Origin of the sequence: Halocynthiibacter sp. (genome assembly GCF_049608145.1) — a bacterium.
Lineage (GTDB): Bacteria > Pseudomonadota > Alphaproteobacteria > Rhodobacterales > Rhodobacteraceae > Halocynthiibacter.
The window spans coordinates 17004-39198 of sequence record NZ_JBMYXF010000005.1 but is presented as its reverse complement, the minus strand read 5'-3'; the positions used below and the strand labels follow the sequence as shown (position 1 = coordinate 39198).

The 22195-nt window shown below is 52.4% G+C and carries 22 protein-coding genes; 9 read left to right on the top strand and 13 right to left on the bottom strand.

What is annotated here, in order from left to right; all coding sequences use genetic code 11:
• Positions 1 to 1137 carry a hypothetical protein gene (locus ACPGUT_RS03060; RefSeq protein WP_423988775.1) on the top strand — a complete coding sequence of 379 codons (1137 nt, stop codon included), beginning with the start codon at positions 1 to 3 and terminating at the stop codon, positions 1135 to 1137.
• Position 1138: 1 nt separating this feature from the next.
• Here ACPGUT_RS03060 and ACPGUT_RS03055 read toward each other — a convergent pair whose 3' ends face one another.
• The 5 genes from ACPGUT_RS03055 to cysQ all read right to left on the bottom strand — a co-directional run bounded on the left by ACPGUT_RS03055 (position 1139) and on the right by cysQ (position 5941).
• Complete coding sequence (locus tag ACPGUT_RS03055) at positions 1139 to 2194, bottom strand: glycosyltransferase family 2 protein (RefSeq protein WP_423988774.1); 1056 nt, start codon at positions 2192 to 2194, stop codon at positions 1139 to 1141.
• Positions 2195 to 2256: 62 nt separating this feature from the next.
• Positions 2257 to 3240, bottom strand: a complete 984-nt coding sequence (gene galE / locus ACPGUT_RS03050) for a UDP-glucose 4-epimerase GalE (RefSeq protein WP_423988773.1) — start codon at positions 3238 to 3240, stop codon at positions 2257 to 2259.
• A gap of 12 nt (positions 3241 to 3252) precedes the next feature.
• Positions 3253 to 4146 carry a UTP--glucose-1-phosphate uridylyltransferase GalU gene (gene galU / locus ACPGUT_RS03045; RefSeq protein ID WP_423988772.1) on the bottom strand — a complete coding sequence of 298 codons (894 nt, stop codon included), beginning with the start codon at positions 4144 to 4146 and terminating at the stop codon, positions 3253 to 3255.
• Positions 4147 to 4336: 190 nt separating this feature from the next.
• A complete protein-coding gene (locus ACPGUT_RS03040) occupies positions 4337 to 5143 on the bottom strand; it encodes a 3-deoxy-manno-octulosonate cytidylyltransferase (protein ID WP_423988771.1) in 807 nt (268 codons plus the stop codon).
• Positions 5144 to 5941, bottom strand: coding sequence for a 3'(2'),5'-bisphosphate nucleotidase CysQ (gene cysQ, locus ACPGUT_RS03035; protein ID WP_423988770.1), 798 nt, complete (start codon positions 5939 to 5941; stop codon positions 5144 to 5146).
• 230 nt (positions 5942 to 6171) lie between these two features.
• Here cysQ and ACPGUT_RS03030 point away from each other — a divergent pair, with 230 nt between their 5' ends.
• The 3 genes from ACPGUT_RS03030 to ACPGUT_RS03020 are packed head-to-tail and all read left to right on the top strand — an operon-like array spanning position 6172 to position 8604.
• Entirely contained in the window at positions 6172 to 7128 is a 957-nt protein-coding gene (locus ACPGUT_RS03030; RefSeq protein ID WP_423988769.1) for a Gfo/Idh/MocA family protein, read from the top strand.
• On the top strand, positions 7125 to 7820 hold the full coding sequence (locus ACPGUT_RS03025; RefSeq protein ID WP_423988768.1) for a cytidylyltransferase domain-containing protein: 696 nt from the start codon (positions 7125 to 7127) through the stop codon (positions 7818 to 7820). Before ACPGUT_RS03030 ends, ACPGUT_RS03025 begins: the two co-directional genes overlap by 4 nt.
• Complete coding sequence (locus ACPGUT_RS03020; RefSeq protein ID WP_423988767.1) at positions 7813 to 8604, top strand: SDR family oxidoreductase; 792 nt, start codon at positions 7813 to 7815, stop codon at positions 8602 to 8604. The genes ACPGUT_RS03025 and ACPGUT_RS03020 overlap by 8 nt, the downstream gene beginning before the upstream one ends.
• On the opposite strand, the gene ACPGUT_RS03015 is transcribed toward ACPGUT_RS03020, so the two are convergent.
• The 4 genes from ACPGUT_RS03015 to ACPGUT_RS03000 form a co-directional block, all read right to left on the bottom strand.
• Positions 8591 to 9919, bottom strand: a complete 1329-nt coding sequence (locus ACPGUT_RS03015) for a 3-deoxy-D-manno-octulosonic acid transferase (protein WP_423988766.1) — start codon at positions 9917 to 9919, stop codon at positions 8591 to 8593. The two genes, ACPGUT_RS03020 and ACPGUT_RS03015, sit on opposite strands and share 14 nt — an antisense overlap.
• On the bottom strand, positions 9916 to 11181 hold the full coding sequence (locus ACPGUT_RS03010; RefSeq protein WP_423988765.1) for a 3-deoxy-D-manno-octulosonic acid transferase: 1266 nt from the start codon (positions 11179 to 11181) through the stop codon (positions 9916 to 9918). Before ACPGUT_RS03010 ends, ACPGUT_RS03015 begins: the two co-directional genes overlap by 4 nt.
• Complete coding sequence (gene neuC / locus ACPGUT_RS03005; RefSeq protein ID WP_423988764.1) at positions 11171 to 12289, bottom strand: UDP-N-acetylglucosamine 2-epimerase; 1119 nt, start codon at positions 12287 to 12289, stop codon at positions 11171 to 11173. The genes ACPGUT_RS03010 and neuC overlap by 11 nt, the downstream gene beginning before the upstream one ends.
• A 96-nt stretch (positions 12290 to 12385) precedes the next feature.
• Complete coding sequence (locus tag ACPGUT_RS03000) at positions 12386 to 13414, bottom strand: N-acetylneuraminate synthase family protein (RefSeq protein ID WP_423988763.1); 1029 nt, start codon at positions 13412 to 13414, stop codon at positions 12386 to 12388.
• 201 nt (positions 13415 to 13615) lie between these two features.
• On the opposite strand from ACPGUT_RS03000, the gene tal reads away from it, so the two are divergent.
• The gene (gene tal / locus ACPGUT_RS02995) at positions 13616 to 14569 is read left to right on the top strand and encodes a transaldolase (protein ID WP_423988762.1); all 954 of its coding nucleotides are present in this window, start codon (positions 13616 to 13618) and stop codon (positions 14567 to 14569) included.
• Between the two features lie 48 nt (positions 14570 to 14617).
• On the opposite strand, the gene ACPGUT_RS02990 is transcribed toward tal, so the two are convergent.
• Positions 14618 to 16756: a hypothetical protein gene (locus ACPGUT_RS02990; protein WP_423988761.1), complete on the bottom strand. Its 2139-nt coding sequence runs from the start codon at positions 16754 to 16756 to the stop codon at positions 14618 to 14620.
• A 277-nt stretch (positions 16757 to 17033) separates the two neighbouring features.
• On the opposite strand from ACPGUT_RS02990, the gene ACPGUT_RS02985 reads away from it, so the two are divergent.
• The 3 genes from ACPGUT_RS02985 (at position 17034) to ACPGUT_RS02975 (ending at position 18929) form a co-directional block, all read left to right on the top strand.
• Positions 17034 to 17855, top strand: coding sequence for a bifunctional allantoicase/(S)-ureidoglycine aminohydrolase (locus ACPGUT_RS02985; protein ID WP_423988760.1), 822 nt, complete (start codon positions 17034 to 17036; stop codon positions 17853 to 17855).
• Between the two features lie 307 nt (positions 17856 to 18162).
• Positions 18163 to 18432, top strand: coding sequence for a YjhX family toxin (locus ACPGUT_RS02980; RefSeq protein ID WP_423988759.1), 270 nt, complete (start codon positions 18163 to 18165; stop codon positions 18430 to 18432).
• Positions 18433 to 18434: 2 nt separating this feature from the next.
• The gene (locus tag ACPGUT_RS02975; RefSeq protein ID WP_423988758.1) at positions 18435 to 18929 is read left to right on the top strand and encodes a GNAT family N-acetyltransferase; all 495 of its coding nucleotides are present in this window, start codon (positions 18435 to 18437) and stop codon (positions 18927 to 18929) included.
• Positions 18930 to 18990: 61 nt separating this feature from the next.
• Here ACPGUT_RS02975 and proS read toward each other — a convergent pair whose 3' ends face one another.
• Positions 18991 to 20328, bottom strand: a complete 1338-nt coding sequence (proS, locus tag ACPGUT_RS02970; RefSeq protein ID WP_423988757.1) for a proline--tRNA ligase — start codon at positions 20326 to 20328, stop codon at positions 18991 to 18993.
• 131 nt (positions 20329 to 20459) lie between these two features.
• Here proS and ACPGUT_RS02965 point away from each other — a divergent pair, with 131 nt between their 5' ends.
• Positions 20460 to 21599, top strand: coding sequence for an ankyrin repeat domain-containing protein (locus ACPGUT_RS02965; RefSeq protein WP_423988756.1), 1140 nt, complete (start codon positions 20460 to 20462; stop codon positions 21597 to 21599).
• Positions 21600 to 21618: 19 nt separating this feature from the next.
• Here ACPGUT_RS02965 and ACPGUT_RS02960 read toward each other — a convergent pair whose 3' ends face one another.
• Both ACPGUT_RS02960 and ACPGUT_RS02955 read right to left on the bottom strand, forming a co-directional pair.
• Positions 21619 to 21933: an Lrp/AsnC family transcriptional regulator gene (locus ACPGUT_RS02960; protein WP_423988755.1), complete on the bottom strand. Its 315-nt coding sequence runs from the start codon at positions 21931 to 21933 to the stop codon at positions 21619 to 21621.
• A gap of 7 nt (positions 21934 to 21940) precedes the next feature.
• Complete coding sequence (locus ACPGUT_RS02955; RefSeq protein WP_423988754.1) at positions 21941 to 22069, bottom strand: Lrp/AsnC family transcriptional regulator; 129 nt, start codon at positions 22067 to 22069, stop codon at positions 21941 to 21943.
• Positions 22070 to 22195: the final 126 nt, after the last annotated feature.

Genomic DNA, 22195 nt, shown 5'->3' with positions numbered 1-22195 from the left:
ATGACACATTTATTTTCCTGGCACATCACACATTCCCTGGCCTCTCTTCGCAATGCGATGCTGACCGTGGCTCTGGCCATTCTACTCATATGTGGTGTCGGATCCTCTGCCCAGGCGCAGCTTTTCATCACCAATCTGACAGCCCAACCGAATAGCGCATCCGTGAACCCGACCGGCGCAACATCCATCGCCATTCGCTGGCGCATCGAAGTGTTCAGCACCACGCCGGGCAGCGGGGTTCTAACATCGCCCTTCGGGACAATCATACCGGGAGGCACCCTAGGCGGCGTGGTCAACAGATCCTTCAGCCACAGCGGCAGCGGGGCAGAAACCTTCACGGTCATGGAAAACCTGATGGTGAACCGAAGTGTTGCAGCACAAATTGCAGGCGCCGGAAACGGCTTTTTTTCCCGCGAATTTCAAGTTGCCGGTGCTTTTCCGGGCTCTCCCTTGCCTGCAACGGTAACCTTGACGCCTTCGCCCAGCGGACAGCTGAGCTTTCACAATATTGCGCTGCGCTTTGACACAGGCGGCCAGTTTGCACGCGTCGATGGCAGTGCCGCACTAAGTGCCCACCTAGACGTCGCAACAAACGGGCGCGGCATTTTTCGGGGACATTGGGAAATTTCAGGCCCTGGATCCGCCGGGGGCAGCTTTCGCCGCCTACCAGGCAGCCAAGTGGTCAAGATGCTAAGTGGCGCAGGCCGCACGCATTTCGAAAGCCCGGCACTTCCCACGGCACGGGCGGGAATATATCGGGTGCGCTTCCTTCAAAACGGGGTTTCTTCTGACGACGTGCAGACAATCACCTATTCTGTTGGCCCGGATCGCAGGCGCAATCACACATTGCAATTGTTAACGCCTTCGGTGAACGCCGGGGTCGACAGCACCACAGTTTTCCGTTGGGAAAACATCACAAATGCAACACGTTACCGGGTTGAGTTTTATACAAATGGCACGACCGACTTCACGTCACACCGCCAGATCGCAGCCCACGACAGCCCATCACCCACAGCGCAATTGCGCAGTTTCACCCTATCGCGGCTGCCTGGACATGGGCAGATCTGGTGGCGAGTGGTCGCCTTTGATGGTGATGGAAATGCAATTTCTGCGTCGCCTGGGCGCCGGTTGCAATAGGTCACGATTCGTCCTGCAGCCACCGCCCTTTTCGAATGACACCCAATTCTTCCAACTGCCGCCAACCCGTATATCTATGGGAATACTGCGCATCCCACAGCGTTGGGCCCTGAGTGATTGCATCATAGTAATCATCGTATCGGTCGCTGTATGTAAAATGTTCCTGACGTTGTTTTTCTTCCGATGATTTGGCAATCACCGTATCCGTAAATTTCGTATGCAGCAGCGCACCTGTTGGCAGGTCATTACGCAGATCAAAGCCACCATTCAGGTAACGCGGTAATGCAAGATGCGTTGAACTGACATAGGCATCCCCACGAGACCAGCGGATCAACGGCGTTTTGTTAAGGTGCGGCGCATGCTCAGGGGTATCGCTGAAAAATGCGCGCATCCGCGGGCCGCCTTGAATGGACATACTTCTGTATTTTGGCTTCCATTCCCAAGCATAATCTTCGGCCGAAAACCACGGCAAGGTCTCGATCGGGTTCTCTGTTCTGGCCTGTTCGCCGATCGCACCCTCAGGATGCATATCCAGCATAATCGCCGCAAAAAACCGTGTGTCATGACGATCAAGCCAGGCTGTTAGATCCCGCAAAGAACGCTGATCACATCCGGGATAGACCAGAAGTTCATCAGCATCCACGGTCAGACACCAGTGGCCGGTTGCAAATTTCATCTGTAAATATGTCAGCCAGTCCACCCCAAACCGCGAGGCTTTATAGCTATGATCTGTTGACCAAAGCGACACATCTTTCTGTGTTTTCAGAAGCTCAGCAGAACCATCATCACTGCCGTTGTCCACAAACAGAAAATGCGAAATACCAAGGCACCGATAATGATCCAGAAAATGAGGCAGGCGTTCGATTTCATTTCTGACAGTCGACACCGCAAGAATGTCATCGGAACGGATCTGACCAGTACGATCCTGAATTATCTGCAATTCATTGCGTTTGCGCCAAGCCCGCAACAACAGCCGCCGACGGCGCAAGCGCAGCTTATATGCGTATGCCAGATCCCTAATGAAAGAAAACTGGCCATATGTGGTTGGATGGTTCAATAATCACGCCTGCTGATGGTGCAGCAAGGTTATCTTTTCACCGCCTTGTAGGAAACCCAAAATCAGCGGTCGTAATGGCCGTTTTGGTGCCAGCGCCAGGCATCTCGGATCATTTCGGACAGATTCGAACGCTGGGGCTTCCAACCCAGTTCAGCAATTGCACGCTGACTGCCTGAAACCAGCTTTGTACAATCCCCCGGGCGACGATCCCCCGTAGTGAACGGCACCGTCTGATTTGTCACCGACTGGCTATGATCGATAACTTCGCGCACGGAATAGCCAGACCCCGTACCCAGATTAAAGGCACGGCTGCCCTTACCATCTTCCAGCCATTTCAGCCCCAGAACATGAGCATCAACCAAATCCATCACATGTACGTAATCGCGAATACAAGTTCCATCAGGCGTGTCATAATCCGTGCCAAACACGGTCAGCGCATCTCGTTTTCCGCTGATTGCGTCCAGCATCAATGGAATAAGATGTGTTTCAGGCTGATGGAATTCCCCCACCTCACCTTCAGGGTCAGCACCGGCAACATTGAAGTAACGGAAAATGACGCTGTTCATGCCATGGCTTTGGCCAAAATTCGCAAGAATATCTTCGATCGCGCGCTTTGAGGCACCATAGGCATTGATCGGATGCTGCGCACAATCTTCATTCAGAACAACATTGTCCTGATCGCCATATGTCGCGCAGGTGGATGAAAACACGAAGTTCTTACACCCATATTTCGCAGCTGTTTCAATCAGGTTAAGTGATCCCAATACATTATTTTGCCAGTATTTCCCCGGCTCATGCATGCTTTCCCCCACCTGGCTAAGCGCTGCAAAATGCATCACGCCAATAGGGTTATATTCCTCAAATGCGGCGGCCACACTGGCGGCATCACAAAGATCACCTTCAAACAACGGCCCGTATTTCACGGCGTCCCGCCATCCGGTAACAAAATTATCAAATGTAACAGGCTGATAGCCCGCATTTTTCAACACTTTACAGGCGTGGGAACCAATATAGCCTGCCCCCCCGGTTACCAAAATGTTCTGCACGTTTATGTCCTGTTACTGCGCTGCCTGACGCAGCATCGTCATTTCATTCAGGAATTCAGAAAACTCATCCTGAAGGTCCGGCCGTGACAAGCCAAATGCAACGGTCGCTTGCAAAAAGCCGGCTTTAGATCCGCAATCAAAACGCTGACCGCGGAAACGGTAACCGAACACATCGTGACCGTTTTGAATTTCTTGAGCAATTGCATCGGTCAGCTGGATTTCACCGCCAGCGCCACGTTTAATATTGCTCAGGTTCTGAAGCACACGTGGTGCCAGAATATAGCGACCAATGACAGCCAGATTAGATGGCGCATCTTCTGCAGCAGGCTTTTCAACCATGCCCTTTACAGACACTTTTTCACCGTGATCTTCTTTAATATCAAGAACACCGTAAGATGATGTTTTATCCTGCGGCACTTCCATGGCTGCAACCATAGAACCACCTGTTTCTTCATAGGCTTCAATCATTTGCTGAAGACATGGCTTTTCAGCAGCAATCACATCGTCCGGCAGAATAACCGCAAAGGGTTCATTGGCGATCAGGCGACGCGCACACCATACAGCATGCCCAAGGCCCAATGCCTGATGCTGTCGGATATAGGCGATAGCACCGCTTTCCATGTTCGTCGATTTCAGCGCATCCAGCAGGTCATTCTTGCCCTTCTGGCGCAGAGACGCCTCAAGCTCGGGCGCGTGATCAAAATAGTCTTCCAGAGCACTTTTGCCCCGGGATGTCACAAAAATGAATTCTTTGATGCCGGCAGCACGCGCCTCATCAATCGCATATTGGATCAGAGGTCGATCAACCAGAGTCATAATTTCTTTAGGAATGGCTTTGGTCGCAGGAAGAAATCGGGTTCCCAGACCGGCAACGGGAAAGACAGCTTTGGTAACTTTACGCCGCATTGGGCTTAACTCCTGAACAAAATACGCGATTGCAGCTCTTTTTCATAACGAATATTCCTGTTTCGCTGCACAGACAACCCGTCTGTACCGATTTTGGATTTACCGTGTATACGCGACAAAAGTGAAACAAATCCTTATTGCTTCACGGAATTATGAACGGCCTCAGAAAAGTCGCAATTGAAGCTCTTTATCAACCAGCGCCTTCATTTTTCAAAACTGACTCAATTAATTGTAAATCTTCAGGATTATTCAGTTCCCAAAAGTGCTTGCCGCGTGCGTCAACTTCAACGCAGGTCACTTTTTCGCCGTTTTCTATAAAGCGTAACTGCTCCAGCCCTTCGGTTTTTTCCAGTACACCTTCGGGCCAAGATAGATATTTTTGCAACGCTTTCGGACGAAATGCATAAACGCCAACGTGGTGAAACACGGGTGCCGTGGCGTCAATCCCAGCGTCACCTCCGTATGGTAGCACCTCTTTTGAGAAATAGATTGCGTGGCCTTGATTTGTCATCAGCGCCGTTGTTCCACCAACGCGGCCCTGCGTGCGGTCATGACGAAATGCGGCAAGCGCGTCTTCGGATGTGCGCAACACAGGTGTTGCCATCAGATCTTTCGGCTTTGCCTGCAATGCTGCAATCAGATCTTCGACGAACCAAGGTGGGGTCAGTGGGGCATCGCCCTGAAAGTTCACCACGATATCATAATCATTGGCCTTATCGCCCAAGGCAGCCAAAGCAGACGCTGTGCGTTCTGTACCGTTGCGATTGCTTTCCGGTGTCATGACCACTTCTGCACCAAATGCTTCAGCGGCAGCAGAAATGCGTTCATCATCCGTTGCCACGACAACCCGATCCACACCCTTTACAGATGAGGCAGCTTCCCAACTCCGCTGGATCAGGGTTTTCTTCGTACCATCGGCCCCTTCTATCTCAACAAGAGGCTTACCTGGATAACGCGTGGATGCATAGCGAGCGGGAATAACAACGAGGACAGGCATTTATGGTTTCTCCAGCTTCACACCGGGGGCCGTGGCGATAAAGAATGGGTTTGCATAGCCTTCTTTGCCATAGATCAGTGGCGTATGATCATCAAAACGCACAACCAGCCCACCAGCACCGGTTACAACAGCATGGCCCGCAGCTGTATCCCATTCCATGGTCCGGCCCACGCGTGGGTAAAGATCGGCTTCGCCCGTCGCAACAAGGCAGAACTTCAATGAAGATCCCGCACTCTTGCTGTCAGCGACTTGATATTTGCCAATATAATCTTCTGTTGCCTGATCTCTGTGCGATTTAGAGGCAACAATCAACAGGGCAGAATTGTCTGGTTCCGACACCGAAATAGGCTGTGTCTCTCCAGCGGCATCCAGATCGAAATCACCTTTTTCCTCCACACTCTGACCGTCAGCCGTAGTGTAAAAGAGACGCCCCTTTGCAGGTGCATAAACAACACCGCGGGTTGGCACCCCATCTTCAACCAACGCAATATTGACGGTGAAATCACCGCGACGGTGAATGAATTCTTTGGTGCCATCCAGCGGATCAACAATCAGAAATGTCTTTCCCTGAAGCGTGTGACTGTCCGCCTGTTCTTCGGTCACCAGCATCACATCCGGGAACGCCGCGCGCAGCCCTGCGGAAATCAATGCATCCGCAGCTTCGTCGGCAACAGTCACCGGGCTTTCATCTGATTTCAGCTTCACGTCAAAATCGGGGCCGTTGTAGATTTCCATGATGCGCGCGCCGCCTTCCAGCGCCAAACGGCGGATGACGGGGATCAGTTCTTCATAATTCATCAGGGATACTCTCCTGCGGGGCCGTGGCCAGCCTATTGCGGTCATAATCGTAAAAGATTTTGTTCCTTATGGGCAGAAGTCACCAAAACAGCAAGTTTCCGCTGGAAAATTCATAGTAACTTTTCCGAACAGATGGCAGATTTGCAAAGCAATCCACCGCCTCACCCGCTTCTGCTGGAGATTATGCCTGGCTTCCTATATGGGTAGAACGACAAAAGACGGGGCAAACTGTGAACGAACATGTGAATATCCTGGTGATCGGGGCCGGATCAATTGGCAAACGCCACCACAATAACATTCTGGAACTAGGCGGAAAAAGCCAGATTATGTCCTGGCGCGACGGTGGATTGGATCGCGCAACCGAACTGATCAAAAGCGGCACTTTCAACGGTGCAGTCATCGCAACCGCGACCGACATCCGCCTGGAACTGGTTCAGCTATGCGCCACATATGATTTGCCGATGTATATCGAAAAACCTGTCGCCTTTGATCCGGATGAGCTGGCCAAAATCTATGCCATTCCAAAGGCATTGCAGGAACGATCCATCATCGGTTTCATGATGCGTTACCACCCTGCCTTGCAGGCCCTCGCACAACAGGATCTGTCCCAAACCTATGGGTTTAATCTGGAAATCGGCCATGATGTGAACCAATGGCGCGAAAACTGGGTGTTTTCAGAAAGCTACGCTGCCCGCCCCAATGGTGGTGGTGTATTGCTGGATCTCTGCCATGAAATCGACATGGCGCATTGCCTGTTTCCGCAGGCCCTGAACGTGGATGTCGCAAGCTTGGGCCATGACGATTATCCAAATGTTGATTTCGCCTCACGCATTACACTGCACGGTGAAAACTGCCCTTCTGGCACCGTCACAATGGATTATCTCTCCCCCGTCAGCACCCGCAAAATTGCGCTGCGTGGCATGGATGCGTTGCATGATTTCAACCTTGGTGCGCAAGACTATCGTATTTCCCGCGCGGGGGGCATTGAAACCCTTGATCTGCCACTGGAACGCAATGAAATGTTCCACGGGATCATGCGCGACTTCCTAGCGTTGGTGCAGGGCAAGGCCCCATCCGACAACCCGCTTCTGCCACGTATGGACAAGGTCTATGACAGTTGCGATCTGATCGCGCGCGCCTGGCAAGCACGAAAATTCCACAATAAAATCACAGGATTTGTCTCATGATCATTGGCCATATTGGCGCGCGTAAGGGCAGCAAAGGCGTGCCCGGTAAAAACTTCCGCGATCTCTGCGGCAAGCCCCTGATGGATTGGTCCTTGGATCAGCTGTTTGAAAGCCACCGTGTGGATGCAGTTGTTTTTTCCACCGATTGCCCGGACATGTACGCCCATGCGGTGAAGAAGGGTGCGCTGGAAATTGGCCTGCGCCCCGCCCATCTGGCCAATGACACCGCTGGGAAGTGGAATGTTTGGCAGCACGCCCTAGAAGAAGCCGAAAAGATAACCGGCACCGCAAGCGCATTTCTTGATCTGGATTGTACATCGCCCCTGCGCATTGCCGAAGACATCGACAAGGCGTTGGATCTGTTTTTCGCGGAAAAGCCAGACATGGTCATGTCCTGTTGTGATGCACGTAAGAACCCCTATTTCAACCTTGTTGAGCCGGATGAAAGTGGTGCTTTGCATGTGTCAAAGCCCCTGCCCGGCGGCGTCGTTGCCCGCCAACAGGCCCCCATCGTCTATGAACATGCGGCGTCAACCTATGTGGTTGATCCCGCCTATTTGAAACGCGCCGAGGCCCTATTTGAGGGCCGGGTGATCCCCTATGTTATGCCCGCTTCGCGGTGCCTTGATATCGACGAAGAGTTTGATTTTCGTCTTGTGAAACTTCTGATGCAGGAGCAGCTTAATGGATAAGCAACTGAGTGATAAAACAATTTTTCTGACCGGTGCCGGTGGCGTGTTGGGCAGCACATATATTCGTCGCATGTTGGCGGGCGGTGCCACAATCGTCGCAAGCGACCTGCCCGGCCACCGCGCCGATGCGCTGAAGGAAGAACACGGGGACAATCCCGCGTTCAATTTCTTTGAACTGGATGTGTCCAGCGAGGAACAAGTCACCGAAATCTTCAAGCAGGTACAAGGCGCGGGCCTGAATCCGAATGTGGTTCTGAACAACGCCGCCATCACTGGTGAAATGCTGATGGGCGCGGGCAAAAGCTTTCCTGATTTTGCCAATACCACGGTGGATGATTGGGAAAAAACCCTGCGCACCAACCTGACCGGTGCCTTCATGGTTGCCCGCCAAATGGATCGCGATATTGTCGGAAAATACCCATCCACCCTGATCAACGTCGCCTCTATGTATGCGCTGAACGGGCCCCACCACGAAATTTACGACGGCATGCCGTTTAAGAATTTCTCAGCCTATTCAACGACAAAGGCAGGCGTGCACGGCCTGACATTGTGGCTGGCTGGATATTGGGCACCGCGCAAAGCGACCGTTAACACAATTTCCCCAGGCGCAGTTTTCAACGGCCATTCCGAGGAATTCCAGAAACGCGTCAGCAATCTGATCATGGCGGGTCGTATGGCTGAGCCAGATGAAATCGCCGATGCGATGCTGTTCCTTTGTTCGTCACAATCCGCCTATATGACCGGTCAAATGATCAATGTTGATGGTGGTTTCAGCGGCTGGTAACAGCGCTTAGCAATTCAGGCAGCGCGTCGATTGTCCGGCGCGTCGCCCCGGCATGGGCGGCATAGAATACATCTATGTCGCCTTTTATTTCGCCCAATGCGTTCGGACCAAGGGCGCGGATCAAGTCGTCATCGGTCTGCAAATGCTGCACAACACCCGCCTCAATCGCTTCGAACGCCGGGTATTCGATTGTCCATATTTCAGGCCCGACCAGAACGGGTTTGCGTACGGCCAGCGGTTCAATCACATTATGCGCGCCCTTCGGGTGAAAACCGCCACCAACAATCACCTGATCCGCCAGTGACAGGTAAAAATACATTTCCCCCATACTGTCACCCAACAACACATCACACCCGGCCAAATCAGCAGTCAAATCAAGGGCATCCCCCAGAACATCACTGCGCTTCATCACATTCAGACCCGCGGCAGAAAGCAACGCGCCGGTTTCATCAAAGCGTTCCGGCGCGCGGGGCACATAAATGAACAAAGGCGGTGTTTTCCCGGCCTTCAACCACGCCGCACGTGCGGTTTTAATCCCAGCGATATAGGTCTCATCTTCGCCCAAAACCACACTCGCCAGCGTCACCACCGGACGTAACAGATTGGGCTTTATGACCGCCGCCGCCTGTAACAGGTGTGGCGCAATGGGTTGATCGAAACGCAACTCTCCCGTCACAGCGATATTTGTGGCACCAAGGCTACGAAACCTGTCCGCCTGCAAATCCGATTTCGCCAACACACCGGCAAACCCACCCACCAATTCCGCGCGCATTCTGCCCTGATCACGCTCAAAACTTTTGGTTGGATATTGCCCATTACAGATGAACAAGGGCACCCCGTGTTTATGACAAGACGCTATCATACGCGGCCAGTATTCGACCTCCATCACCAGGCCATATTTCGGGCGGAAAGATTGAAAAAACTTGCGAAAACACCAGTCAAATTCAAACGGCACCCAAATGATCGACATCTGATTATTTGCAATGGCTTCCGGAAATTGTTTACGCGCCTCACGTCGTCCCGCAGGGGTAAAGTTTGTGATCACGATTTTTTCGCCACGCTCCAACAGAGCCGAAATTAACGGCACAGCAGAACGGAATTCTCCCAGAGACACAGCATGCACCCAGACGCCATTGGTCACGGGTTTGTCTATATACGCCCCAAAACGTTCATTCAGGAATTCGCGATACATCCCGTCTTTGCGCCCGCGCCAGAACAGATACAGCATAGCAAAAGGAAACAACGCAACCCAAAGCAACGTGTAAAATCGCAAGAACCAACGCATGCGGGGGCTGGGAAAACTGTGAACACTCATGATTTCAACATTCCCGTCAATTCATCCGCAAGATCATACACCGTGCGTCCCATCTTGTCCGCCACCACGCGCGCACGCGGGGGCATATCCAGTGTCGCGTCATCGATTAAAGCCGCAAACAAACCGTCGGTATCAGACGTTTCCAGCGCCGCATTTTCTGCATGTAACGCTTTCATATCAGGGATAAAGTTCGCCATATTCGGCCCATGCAGAATAGCACAATCCAGTTGCGCAGCCTCCCAAGGGTTATGACCGCCAATGTCACCAAAACTACCGCCAATCAACGCGCGACGGGCAAGGCGATACCACAAACCCAGCTCTCCGAATGTATCAGAAACAAACACCTGAGTATGAACAGAAGGTAAATGCGTTTCGCCGCGAAATGCCAGCGTCATCCCATTCTTCGCAGCCCCGGCACGCAAAGTGTCCATCTCAGATGGATTGCGTGGGGCGACGATCAAAAGGGCATCAGGCTGCACGTCTAACAGACGTTTATGCGCCTCAAGGGCCATGGTTTCATCTGCTGGATGCGTTGATGTCGCGGCCCAAATCATCCGCCCCTGGGTGGACTCCTGCAGCGTTTGCAGATCCCCTGCATCCGCAGCCAGTGGCGCACATCCAGCCTTCAGCGTTGGGTGGGTTTTCACATCCAATGCACCCAATTTCGCTAGGCGATCCGCCGTTTGAGGATCTTGCCCCGCAACATAAGAAAAGCGTTGGTACACACTTTGATATAACCGTTTGAACCGGCTCCGGCTTTCAAAGGCGTCTGATGTCAGGCGGCCATTGATCAAGGCCAGAGGAATGCCCTGTTTGTGGATTTCAAACACATGATTTGGCCAGATCTCCTGTTCTGACCAGATGCTTAAATCGGGTTGCCAGTGATCCAGAAACGCACGGATATATCGCGGATGATCAAGCGGCAAAAATTGATGCACCGTGTTGGCTGGCGCATTTTTTTCAAACACTTTCGACGACGCAAGCGTGCCACTTGTGACCAGAAAATTCAGATCAGCATCGCGGGCATGCAAGGCGTCGATCAGACCACGCAAAGCCAGAACTTCGCCCAGGCCGACCGCATGCAGCCAGATCAACCTGCCAGCCGGGCGGGGCAATGTGGCCTGCCCTAGCTTTTCAATCCAGCGACTGTCGTGTTCTTTTCCCTTTGCGATGCGTTTTCGCAGATGGCGCCTGGCAATCAGCGGGATAAGGCCCGTCAGGGTTCGGTATGCACGATAGCTTAAGGGCGTCTCAAACCGCATCCACGAACTCTTTTTGCAAGCCACTCTGCCAAAATTCAGGGTTTTGCAGCGTGGTTACAAAGCGTTCTGTGGCGTTGCCTTCCCCAAAAGCTGTGTGGGGTTCATACCGCTTACCCCATTGATTTGTCAGAAACGCACGGATCGCAATTTCATCTGTGGCCGCTGCATTATGCACCGACGGCGCCTGGGCGCGATTGGTCTGACGGCTGCCGACATCAAGGGACGGCACACCAAGGAACGGCACTTCGCGCACACCGGCAGAACTGTTGCCAACCATGACAGATGCATTTTTCATCAGTTCAGAAAAATGAGCGAACCGCATAGATGGAATGGCACGAAACTGATCAGATGGCAGGGCGTTAATGATGTCAAAAATCGCCTCGGACCCGGGGTCATTATTGGGCAGGATCAGCACAAAGTTTTTACCGGATGCCTGCAACTGACCATACAGCGCCTGGGCTTGCGCGCCCATTTGATCTGCCTCGGATGTCACGGGATGAAAAACGCAGATACCATAGTCATCAAAACCAATGTCATACCGTGCTTTCACCTCTTCCAGCGTCACACCGGATGGTTTTGAATGAAAGTCCAACTCAGGTGAGCCAATGACATAAATGCTGTCCGAAGGTTCACCCAACGCCTGAACGCGCTTGCCGGCATTTTCGGAACTGACAAAGTGATAATTCGCCAATTTAGAATTACAGTGGCGAAATATTTCATCAATCGTACCAGACACTTCGCCGCCTTCAATATGTGCACAGCGCACATAATTGGTGGCACAGACCAAGGCACAGGCAAGGGCTTCGACACGGTCGCCATGCACGATCACCAGATCTGGTTTCTGCTCTGCGACAAAATCAGAGAACCCCAAAACGGTCTTCGCAAGGATCGTATCCTGTGGGTCACCCGCACGTTGGTTCATGAATTCGTAACTGACGATACCCGGGGTTTTCTGAACCTCAAGTTTGGTCAGGCCATAGCGTTCCATCAGATGCATGCCCGTGACGAAAAAGGACACATCAAACCCCGCATCCCGCGCGGCAGAGGCCAAGGGTTCAAGCTTGCCAAAATCGGCACGTGTGCCCGTTACGAAAAGAAGGCTTTGCATCTGTGTCTTTCTGTCTGCCCTGCGGTGATCCCCTGTGTATCGCGGATCACCGGTTTTGACCATATCTGCAAGGACGATCCCGCGGGGATCTGCAGATTAATCCAGATCAGACCATTTCAGCTGCTGATTATGGGTCACTGCAACCTTCAACGTCTTGCCAACAACTTTGTCGAAATCATAGCCCGCAATATCGCCAGAACCAGGACGACGCGCCCAGATGTCGGCTTCGGAAATCACGTGACCTGCGGGCATGTCTTTATCCGCAACAACACTTGCGCGGGCGAAACGATAAACATCTTCTTCAGGGCCTGTGCGTTTCTTTTCATTGTGCAGGGCGGTGTGAATTTCTTTGGAACGATCAATCAGAAATTTCAGTTCTGCAGGATCCATGGAACAGGAAATATCCGGGCCCTTGCGATAACGGCTGTCGGTGTAATGGCGTTCCAGAATGGTCGCACCCAGCGCCACAGATGCCAGCGCCATTGTCGGCCCGATCGAATGATCAGAGAACCCGACAGTCGCATTAGGGAACGCGTTTTTCAGATCGGTCACCCCCTGCAGGGATACGATTTCGGCTGGGCTTGGGTATAGATTGGTACATTCCAAAAGCGCATATTCAACGCCTGCCTCTTCCAAAATTTCAACGGATGCCCGCATGGTTTCAATGGTTTGCATGCCCGTGGACAGAATAATTGGCTTGCCGAAACGTGCGATGTGACGGATCAAAGGCAGATTGTCAGCCTCACCAGATCCGATCTTAAAGCCAGGCACATCAATTTCATTCAGGAAATCAGCAGCGGCACGCGAAAACGGGGTTGAGATATAAATCATCCCCAGGCTTTCAGTGTAATTTTTCAGCTCAATCTCGTCTTCCAGTGACAGGGCGCAACGCTTCATCACTTCCCAGATGGATACATCGGCATTCGGCGGGAAGATCTGCTGGGCCTCGGGTGTCATTTCATCTTCCACAATGTGGGTCTGATGTTTGACACATTCGCAGCCCGCATCACGCGCCATGCGTACCATGTCTTTCGCGACACTTAGGTCGCCTTCGTGATTGATCCCGATTTCCGCGATAACAAGAGGGGGATGTTCAGGGCCGATTTCACGATGTGCAAGTTTCATGGGATCTCTTTTATAGATGTGCGTTGTCTATGGGTTACAACTGTGGCCGTAATTGTCAAGAAACCGGTCATCATTGTAAAGACTCAGGCACATTTCCCCGATCCAGCACAAAGCTGAATTATCCGGTATCAGCCGGGACAGGTTTCTAATATAGTTCTGGAAAACACCCATGATCCATCCGTAATTCACAGGAACTGCACCATGTCTACTGCGCTTGAACAGCTTCGCTCAATGACCACTGTTGTGGCTGACACCGGCGATATTGCCGCGATTGAACGCCTTAACCCAATTGACGCCACCACAAACCCTTCCCTGATCCTGAAGGCTGCCACCATGCCGGAATATGCGGATCTGGTGAAGGCCGCGATTGGCCGTGTAGACCGTGCTGATAAATCTGACGCACAGATCGTCGAAGACGCAATTGACCAGATCGCGGTTGGCTTTGGTCAACAGATCGTGGCGCTGGTGCCTGGCCGTGTATCCATCGAAGTGGACGCACGCCTGTCTTACGACACAGATGCAACCATCGCCAAAGCCCGCCGAATTGTGGCGCTGTTTGATGCTGCAGGCGTTGATAAATCCCGTCTGCTGATCAAGATCGCAGCAACCTGGGAAGGCATCCGCGCAGCAGAAGTTCTGGAAAAAGACGGCATCAACTGTAACCTGACATTGATCTTCGGTTTCGCCCAGGCCCGCGCCTGTGCCGAAGCAGGTGCTTTCCTGATCTCACCGTTTGTAGGCCGTATCTTGGATTGGTTCAAGAAAACCAACCCGGGCACAGAATACACCGCCGAAACCGATCCGGGTGTTGTATCCGTGACCAGCATTTACAACTGGTTCAAAACCCACGGCTATCCAACCGTTGTGATGGGCGCAAGTTTCCGCAACACCGGTGAAATCAAATCCCTTGCGGGCTGCGACCGTCTGACCATCAGCCCAGCACTGCTCGACGAACTGGCAGCAGACACTGGCGACCTGCCCCGCATGCTGGAAGACAAAGGCGCAACGGCCGACCGTCCTGCAGCCCTGACCGAAGCAGCTTTCCGTTGGGATATGAACGAAGACGCCATGGCAACCGAAAAATTGGCTGAAGGCATCCGTGGTTTTGCCCGCGACAGCGAAAAGCTTGAAAAGATCATCGCAGACATGATCTGATTTCACGATGTTTTAAACTTTGGAAAGCCGGGGCACATACCCCGGCTTTTATGTTTTATAAGGGGGCATGAATGGATGCGTGCCCCTGGACCAACCCAGAAAAACGGCATCTACATCGGTTGGCGCGGTGCCTTCAAGCGCGCGTCCGAGCGTGTTCAGCGCGGGTTGCATTAGATTTTGATACTCTGGTTTTTGCCTGTTCAGTGTTTCTGAAATCCCAGAGAATACATCGCGTTGCTGCGCCGGTGAAAGTTCCGAAAGGAATGCAATCATCTGACGCCAAGCGAAGGCACAGTTTTTGGTGGTCTGAAGGGCGGCCCGCCAGTTGCTTTTGGGCGTCTGATGGGCATGACATATCCAGTTGAAACAATCCTGGGCCATTTGTGCGAAGTCCAGGTCATGTAAGTTCAGAACGGTGAAGATCTGGGCCAAGTTATGTGATGTAAGAATTTGCTGCTGTTCGATCAGCAGGCCATTTGAGGCAACCGACCAGTTAAATCTGTCACGGACGTTCGCACGCTGAAAACAGCGATCGGTGAAAGACCCGGGCATGCCTGGCGTATTCAAACGATAATAGCAGTCGTATAGCTTGCCGGAATAGTAAGTCCGGCTGATCAGTGCGGCTTTGCTATAGTTATCGGAAAAACGCCCCATAAATATATCGGCTGCGATTTCACGCGTGAACGGGATATTTATGCCTGCAAGCTCTGCCAGGCCAGACATCTCGGTGATCAGTGCATTGGGAAAAATCACATGTGGGAAATGTGTCAGCGTTAGGCGCACCAGTTCACTTAGGGCCAGGCGCGCGATTTCCCGGCTGTCGGCATCATGGGCCTGCTGATCCATCAGGGCCTGGCCCCATGGAACCTCGCGCAACTTGACCTGTCCCTCTAGGTTCAAAAGCAAAAGAGAGCGCCGTTTGTTGAACGCTTTGTAGAGGCTGGTGAACACATGGCGCATAGCCTGGCTGTCGAAGCCTGAGGCATGAAACCCGGCGGTCATCTGAGGCAGAACACGGGCGAGTTCTTCCGGAGAAGATATGGCACCATCTTCAAGCAACTCATTGACTGGGGCCATGCGGGCTTTTTGCAACTTCCTTGTAAAGCTGGCGGGCAAGGGACTGCCTTCGATTGCGCCGTTGCGGGCCTCCGTTATGGAAATCGCGCGGCTTACAGCGACAACATCCGCGATTCCCCGATCCGCAGGCAGTTCTGCAAGACGGTTGATAAGGATTTTTGCAGTTACGTCAAATCGCAGTTCAACATCTTGTTTTATCTGTTTTTCCCGCCAGATTTTGCGCAGCTTCTGTGGGCCGTATTTCGCATTGCGTCGCGCAAGGATAATCTGAACATCCTTTTCGATATGTGCGGGCAGCAAACCGTCTGCCAGCAAAAGCGTCAGTGCCGCGCGACATCGTTGAAACGGGCTGTTGCGCCGGGTCCAGCGGCGTGCAGCAGCCTTGCCTGCAGCTTTTTCATATCGGGCGTTCCAGCGCAGCGCGTTTACCTGCCAATGTGGCGTGTCGCGTTCTTCTAGCAAGTCGGCTAGATCATCATAGAGCGGGATCCAAATCGTCAAACTGTTATGCTGTTGGCGAACTTGCTCTGAAGGTTCTTTCTGTCGAAGGGATCGCCGCAATTGACCGACGTTGCGGGTAAATACGCCATCAGGGCAATTGTGGTCAGAGGCTTTAGGATAAAATCGCAGCCGATCAAAGAACGGTGTGATGTCGTTTAGGATCGTGTTTGCCGCGTCCGGCGCTGTTTCCATCAGCAGTGCAACGGTAAGCAGCGCGTGTTCTTCAGGCGTTGCGGCAATGAACTTGCCGCTTTCGGCGAGATTGCGAAGGTGGGCAATCCCATCATCGCTTAGATGCCAAGCGTTCAAGACTTGGCGCAGATCAGATATCCCAACATATGGCAGAGAAAGATGCTCTGCCAAGGCGATTTCATGGGGCAAAAGATCGCCACCAGCAAGGTAGGCTGTGGTGGAAAAACCGCCGCGGATGATTTCAGGCGTTGCCCAAACAGGCATGCCTGCAACCGCCTGCCGGCGCCCCACAGTTAGATCACCAGCCTGCATGGCCGCGAGAACCTCGCGCCATTGGTGCGCCTTGCTGGCCTGACCGGTCTCTAAAGACTGCAAAAGGTTGAAAAAAGCGTACTTCTGACCAGGCTGTTCCGACATCATTTACTCTTAAATATGGTCCGAGGGCGGGATTTGCACCCGCGCTCTCCGGGTCTAGAGCCCGGCGCTTTGCTGCTAAGCTACCTCGGAATAGGGTCAATCCTGACGAATTCTATGAACTGTGCCCTAGCTTCTAAAAGAGGACAAGCCGTTGTTCTGGCGTTAGCGGAAAGCAGCCGGGATTATCAAAGAATTCAAGTAATTCTTTCAGAAAGGCCGGGCGGGAAATCATCCGGCTTTTTGCGTATGGTGAAAGTGACTGAAGGAGAAACAGAACATGTCAGGCAAATATTTCGCACCCACTGGCGGGCATCCGGCGCAAACGGAGGTCATGACGGATCGTGCCGTGTTTAAAACGGCTTATGCTGTGATCCCCAAAGGGGTGATGCGTGATATCGTGACGTCTGTCTTTCCGCATTGGAATGAGACGCGCGCTTGGATCATCGCGCGGCCTCTGTCTGGCTTTGCGGAAACCTTTTCCCATTACATTATGGAAGTTGCACCGGGCGGCGGCAGTCACACACCAGAACCAGATGCAGAGGCCGAGGGCGTATTGTTCGTCGTATCGGGCAGTGCGGAACTGACTCTTGATGGGCAAAACCATACCCTGGGTGAAGGGGGCTATGCCTTTATCGCCCCAGGCGCAGAGTGGAGCCTGCAAAACACCAGCGACAAGAATGTAACTTTTCATTGGATCAGAAAAGCTTACGAGGTTGCAGCAGGCGTAGATGCACCCGAAAGCTTTGTCACCAATGAAACTGAAATGGCACCTTCTGTAATGCCTGACACCAATGGTGCCTGGTCCACAACACGCTTTGTGGACCAGGCAGACCTGCGCCATGACATGCATGTCACCATCGTGAACTTCGAAGCGGGCGGCAGCATTCCCTTTGCTGAAACCCATGTGATGGAACATGGATTATACGTGCTGGAAGGCAAAGCCGTTTACCGGCTGAATGACGATTGGGTTGAAGTCGAAGCAGGTGACTACATGTGGTTGCGCGCCTTCTGTCCGCAGGCTTGCGTTGCAGCCGGACCGGGGCGTTTTCGTTACCTTCTCTATAAAGACGTCAATCGCCATCCAAAGCTGAAACTTTAAAAACCTCAAACCCTATGATGGTCAAAGCTTAAAGTTTCCCACGCCCACTGGCATCAAAAAACAAAATAGCGGCGCGTGCGACAGCGGCCGCTATACTTACGGTCTAATTCATCCAGACAAGCCGTGCCATCTATCTGTTTGACACACTCAGATAGATCCGGTCATCTGGAAGTGCCCTGAACATGACAGGAATTGTAGATGTCTGAGATTGTATCGAACACCTGAAAATCCCCAACGGGATTTTTAATTGCGAAATCCGGATTTTCCGGATGCTTTCGCGTGGTTTGATCTAAACAACAGGTTCATCATGGATATCTCAAAAGAAATATGGCGCGTTTTCAACGTGCTGGCGCAAGGTGGCGACATCCATCAAAAACACACTCCGAACGGTCATCTTGTCGGAACACATTCCATCCACCATAATACTGATGTTTTCCCAGGGCTTACTCAGGGAGTTTTTGTAAATCTCAGGCACGGGCCGTTGTTCGAAACGCGTTGTTCGACCCAAACCAAATGCCGGAAAATGGGTACAGCACTGTCGCGACACGGTCAGATTTCTCTGCCCGAGGGAGGGTAACGATGTTTATACGACCAGAGGAGCCGGCCGATTATCAGGCCATTGATGCGGTAACACATGCGGCCTTTGCGACGGTGTCTTACGGCAGTGAACATGACGGAAAGATCACGGGCTTGTTGCGCAAGGCAGGCGCACTCACCCTGTCCCTTGTCGCATTGGAACGTGGCGAGATTATAGGTCATGTTGCTTTTTCGCCCGTAAAAATTGCGGCGATGGATCTAGGATGGTTCTGCCTTGGGCCGGTCTCTGTGCGTCCTGACCATCACGGACAGGGTGTTGGTGGGGCGTTGATCCGAAACGGGCTGCACCGCCTGAAGGCCCAAGGGGCGAAAGGCTGTGTTTTGCTTGGAAACCCAAAGTATTACGGACGCTTTGATTTTGCGATCACATCCGATTTGCGTCTTGCCGGGGAAACCAGCCCATATCTGCAGGCGATCCGGTTTTCCGGTGATATGCCCCAGGGCGACGTCATGTTTCATCCGGCCTTTGACCCATAAAGAAAGCGGCCCCCCGTTGTTTTCGGGGGGCCGCTTAGAACGCCTTACATTAGGCAATATTTCAGATGTTTTCGTAGATCGCGATGATTTTGTTGATCGCGGCTTCTGGTGTCATCTCTTCGCTTTCGCCGGTTTTACGGCTGGTGACTTCGACCACACCGTTTTTCAGCCCACGCGGACCAACCGTGATGCGCCATGGCAGACCAATCAGATCCATTGTCGCGAATTTACCACCCGCACGTTCTTTGCGATCATCATACAGCGGCTCCAGGCCGGCTTTCGTCAGCTGCGCGTATAGATCCTCACAGGCCGCATCAGCTTCGTCATCGCCCTGTTTCAGGTTAACGATGCCACAGTGGAATGGCGTTACGCCTTCAGGCCAAATGATACCTTTGTCGTCATGGGATGCTTCGATGATCGCGCCCAGCAGACGGGACACGCCAATGCCGTGAGACCCCATATGCACTTCGACCTGCTTCTGGTTTTCATCAACCACAGTCGCCTTCATGCTTTCGGAATATTTGGTACCGAAATAGAAGATCTGACCAACTTCGATCCCGCGTGCCACACGACGCCGATCTTCGGGCAGTTCGTTGAACAGGGCTTCATCATGGGTTTCGTCGGTGCGGGCATATTTGGAAGTGAATTCTTCCAGCACGCCCTGACATTGTTCCACACTGTCGTAATCGATTTCGCGATCACCAAAGCTTAGATCGGTCACGGCGCTGTCATAGAACACCTCAGATTCGCCAGTTTCCGCCAGCACTAGGAATTCATGGGTATAGTCGCCGCCAATCGGGCCGCCATCGGCGCGCATCGGAATCGCCTGCAGGCCCATACGCTCATAGGAACGCAGATAGCTGACCAGATGACGGTTATAGGCGTGTAATGCGTCTTCTTTTGTCAGATCAAAGTTGTAGCCGTCTTTCATATAGAATTCGCGGCCCCGCATCACGCCAAAGCGCGGGCGGCGTTCATCGCGGAATTTCCACTGGATATGATACAGGGTCAGCGGCAAATCTTTGTAGCTGTTCACATGGCTGCGGAAGATATCTGTAATCAGTTCTTCGTTGGTCGGACCAAACAGCATATCGCGGTCATGACGGTCTTTGATGCGCAGCATTTCTTCGCCATAGTCGTCATAACGACCAGATTCACGCCAAAGATCCGCAGACTGAATGGTTGGCATCAGCATCGGAATGTGACCCGCGCGGATCTGTTCTTCGTGCACGATGTTTTCGATTTTCTTCAGAACTTTGAAGCCCATCGGCAGCCAGGAGTAGATCCCTGCGCTGGATTGCTTGATCATCCCGGCCCGCAGCATGTAGCGGTGGCTGACAATCGCGGCTTCGGCCGGGTTTTCTTTGAGAACGGGCAGGAAATAACGGCTGAGGCGCATGGTCTCTCTCTGTCTTATAAGGTTTCCACTGCTCTAAGCCATTGCGGGGACACGGGCAAGAGAGAGCATTGCATTGCCCGTCACGACCTGATTGATAAGTGATACCTATATTCAGTTTCAGGTGTTTTCAGATGTTTCGATATGCCGTCTTTATCTTTTGCCTCACAACCTCCGGCATCTTCGCCTGTGAAGACCCGGCCCGGGCTTTTGCCCGGCATCCGGTTCCAGTGCAGGACAGAGAAGCCTATCTGCGCATGATAGACGAATGCATCGCGCAGTTTTTGTCAGAGATCCCGGCCGACAGACACACCCTAGTCTTAAATCACTTCCTTTCTTTCGCAGTTCGCGGAGGGGATGTCAGCACCACGAAGGCCCTGATTGCACAGGGTGCGGATTTATCCACCTTGCATGACTTGCCTGACCTTTTGCTGTTTTCCATTTCCGACGGTCATGAAGACATGGTGTCATTCCTTCTTGATCTCGGCGCATCACCGAATGGCACAAGGGGAAACCAGCCCTTACTCATGGCTGTTGCACGCGGGCATGCCGGTGTCGCACAGATCCTTCTGGAAGCCGGAGCAACAACACAAATTCCGGATACGTCATCTGCCAAAATATCACTGACAGAAATGGCATTTTCCGCCGTGGGAAAGTCAGCCGCAGATGTTTTGGAGGTACTGTTTGAATTTGGCGAAGATCCGGCAGCCCATATGTCTAATGGACGACCGCTTATCCACTTCGCCGCCCGCCACGGGGATTTTCACGCGGTAAATACCCTTCTTGAAGCTGGCGTATCTGTGAACACGGAAGATCAAGATGGATTGTCCCCGCTCGAAGCTGCGGCCGACAGCGAATATGGGATCAGCGCATTGCCTGCGTTAATAAAAGCCGGGCCTTCGCGCTTGGGTGAAGCCGTTTCCCGGGCCCGTTTCACCCCTTTGAATGCTGCCTATCTCGCGGCTTTCGCCAACCCGACACAGCAGCAGGATGTGCTTGATCGCGCCCTTGTTGAATTTATACAACGGCGTAGATCACGCGCGCATTTCCTGCTGGATGCTGGGGCCGATCCCAATGCATTTTCCGGCGAAGACAACGTGTTCAACGCTTTGCTTTGCGCACCTGAATTTGGCCACGTCCTGCTGGATCAGGGCGCTGACCCGGATCTTGCCCGTATAAATGGCCAACCACCGGGTTGGATTGAAGATTGCCTTGCTTACAATGAAGACACCGCAATCTATTATGTTCGAAGGCTAGGGTTTCTCGACGAATAGGGAATTGCCTGGCAGCGGCCTACAGCACATCCAGTGAAACTTTGACCCGGTTCATCACCACAGAGGTTTTGAAACGGCTGACATTGGATTCATCAAAGAAATGATCCTGGGTGAATTTTTCATATTCACGGATGTCGCGGACCAGCAGGATCATAATAAAATCAGCCTCACCCGTTGTATAATAACATTGCTGAACACAGGGGGCTTCGCGCATTTTTCGCCGGAATGCATCCAGCTGGGCGTGGCTCTCTTTTTCCAGAATAACTTCGGCGATAATTGTCATGTCACGGCCAAGCTTTTCAGGGGACAACACCGCAATATCTTTTTCGATCACGCCAGTTTCACGCAGTTTTTTTCAACCGCTTCTGAACCGCAGGCGCCGATAGGCCAACCTGTTGACTGATGGCATCCGCCGTCAGCCGCGCATCGTTTTGCATCAGCTTCAGAATATCATGATCTTTTTCGTCCATTTTCCGATATTCATCAAAAATCCACCCACAAACAAGGCCAATCAGAACGAAAGATCCGAAAATACATTCCCATCGTCATCTCTGATATCTAAAATTATGACTGAACACTTTGATATATACAGGGGG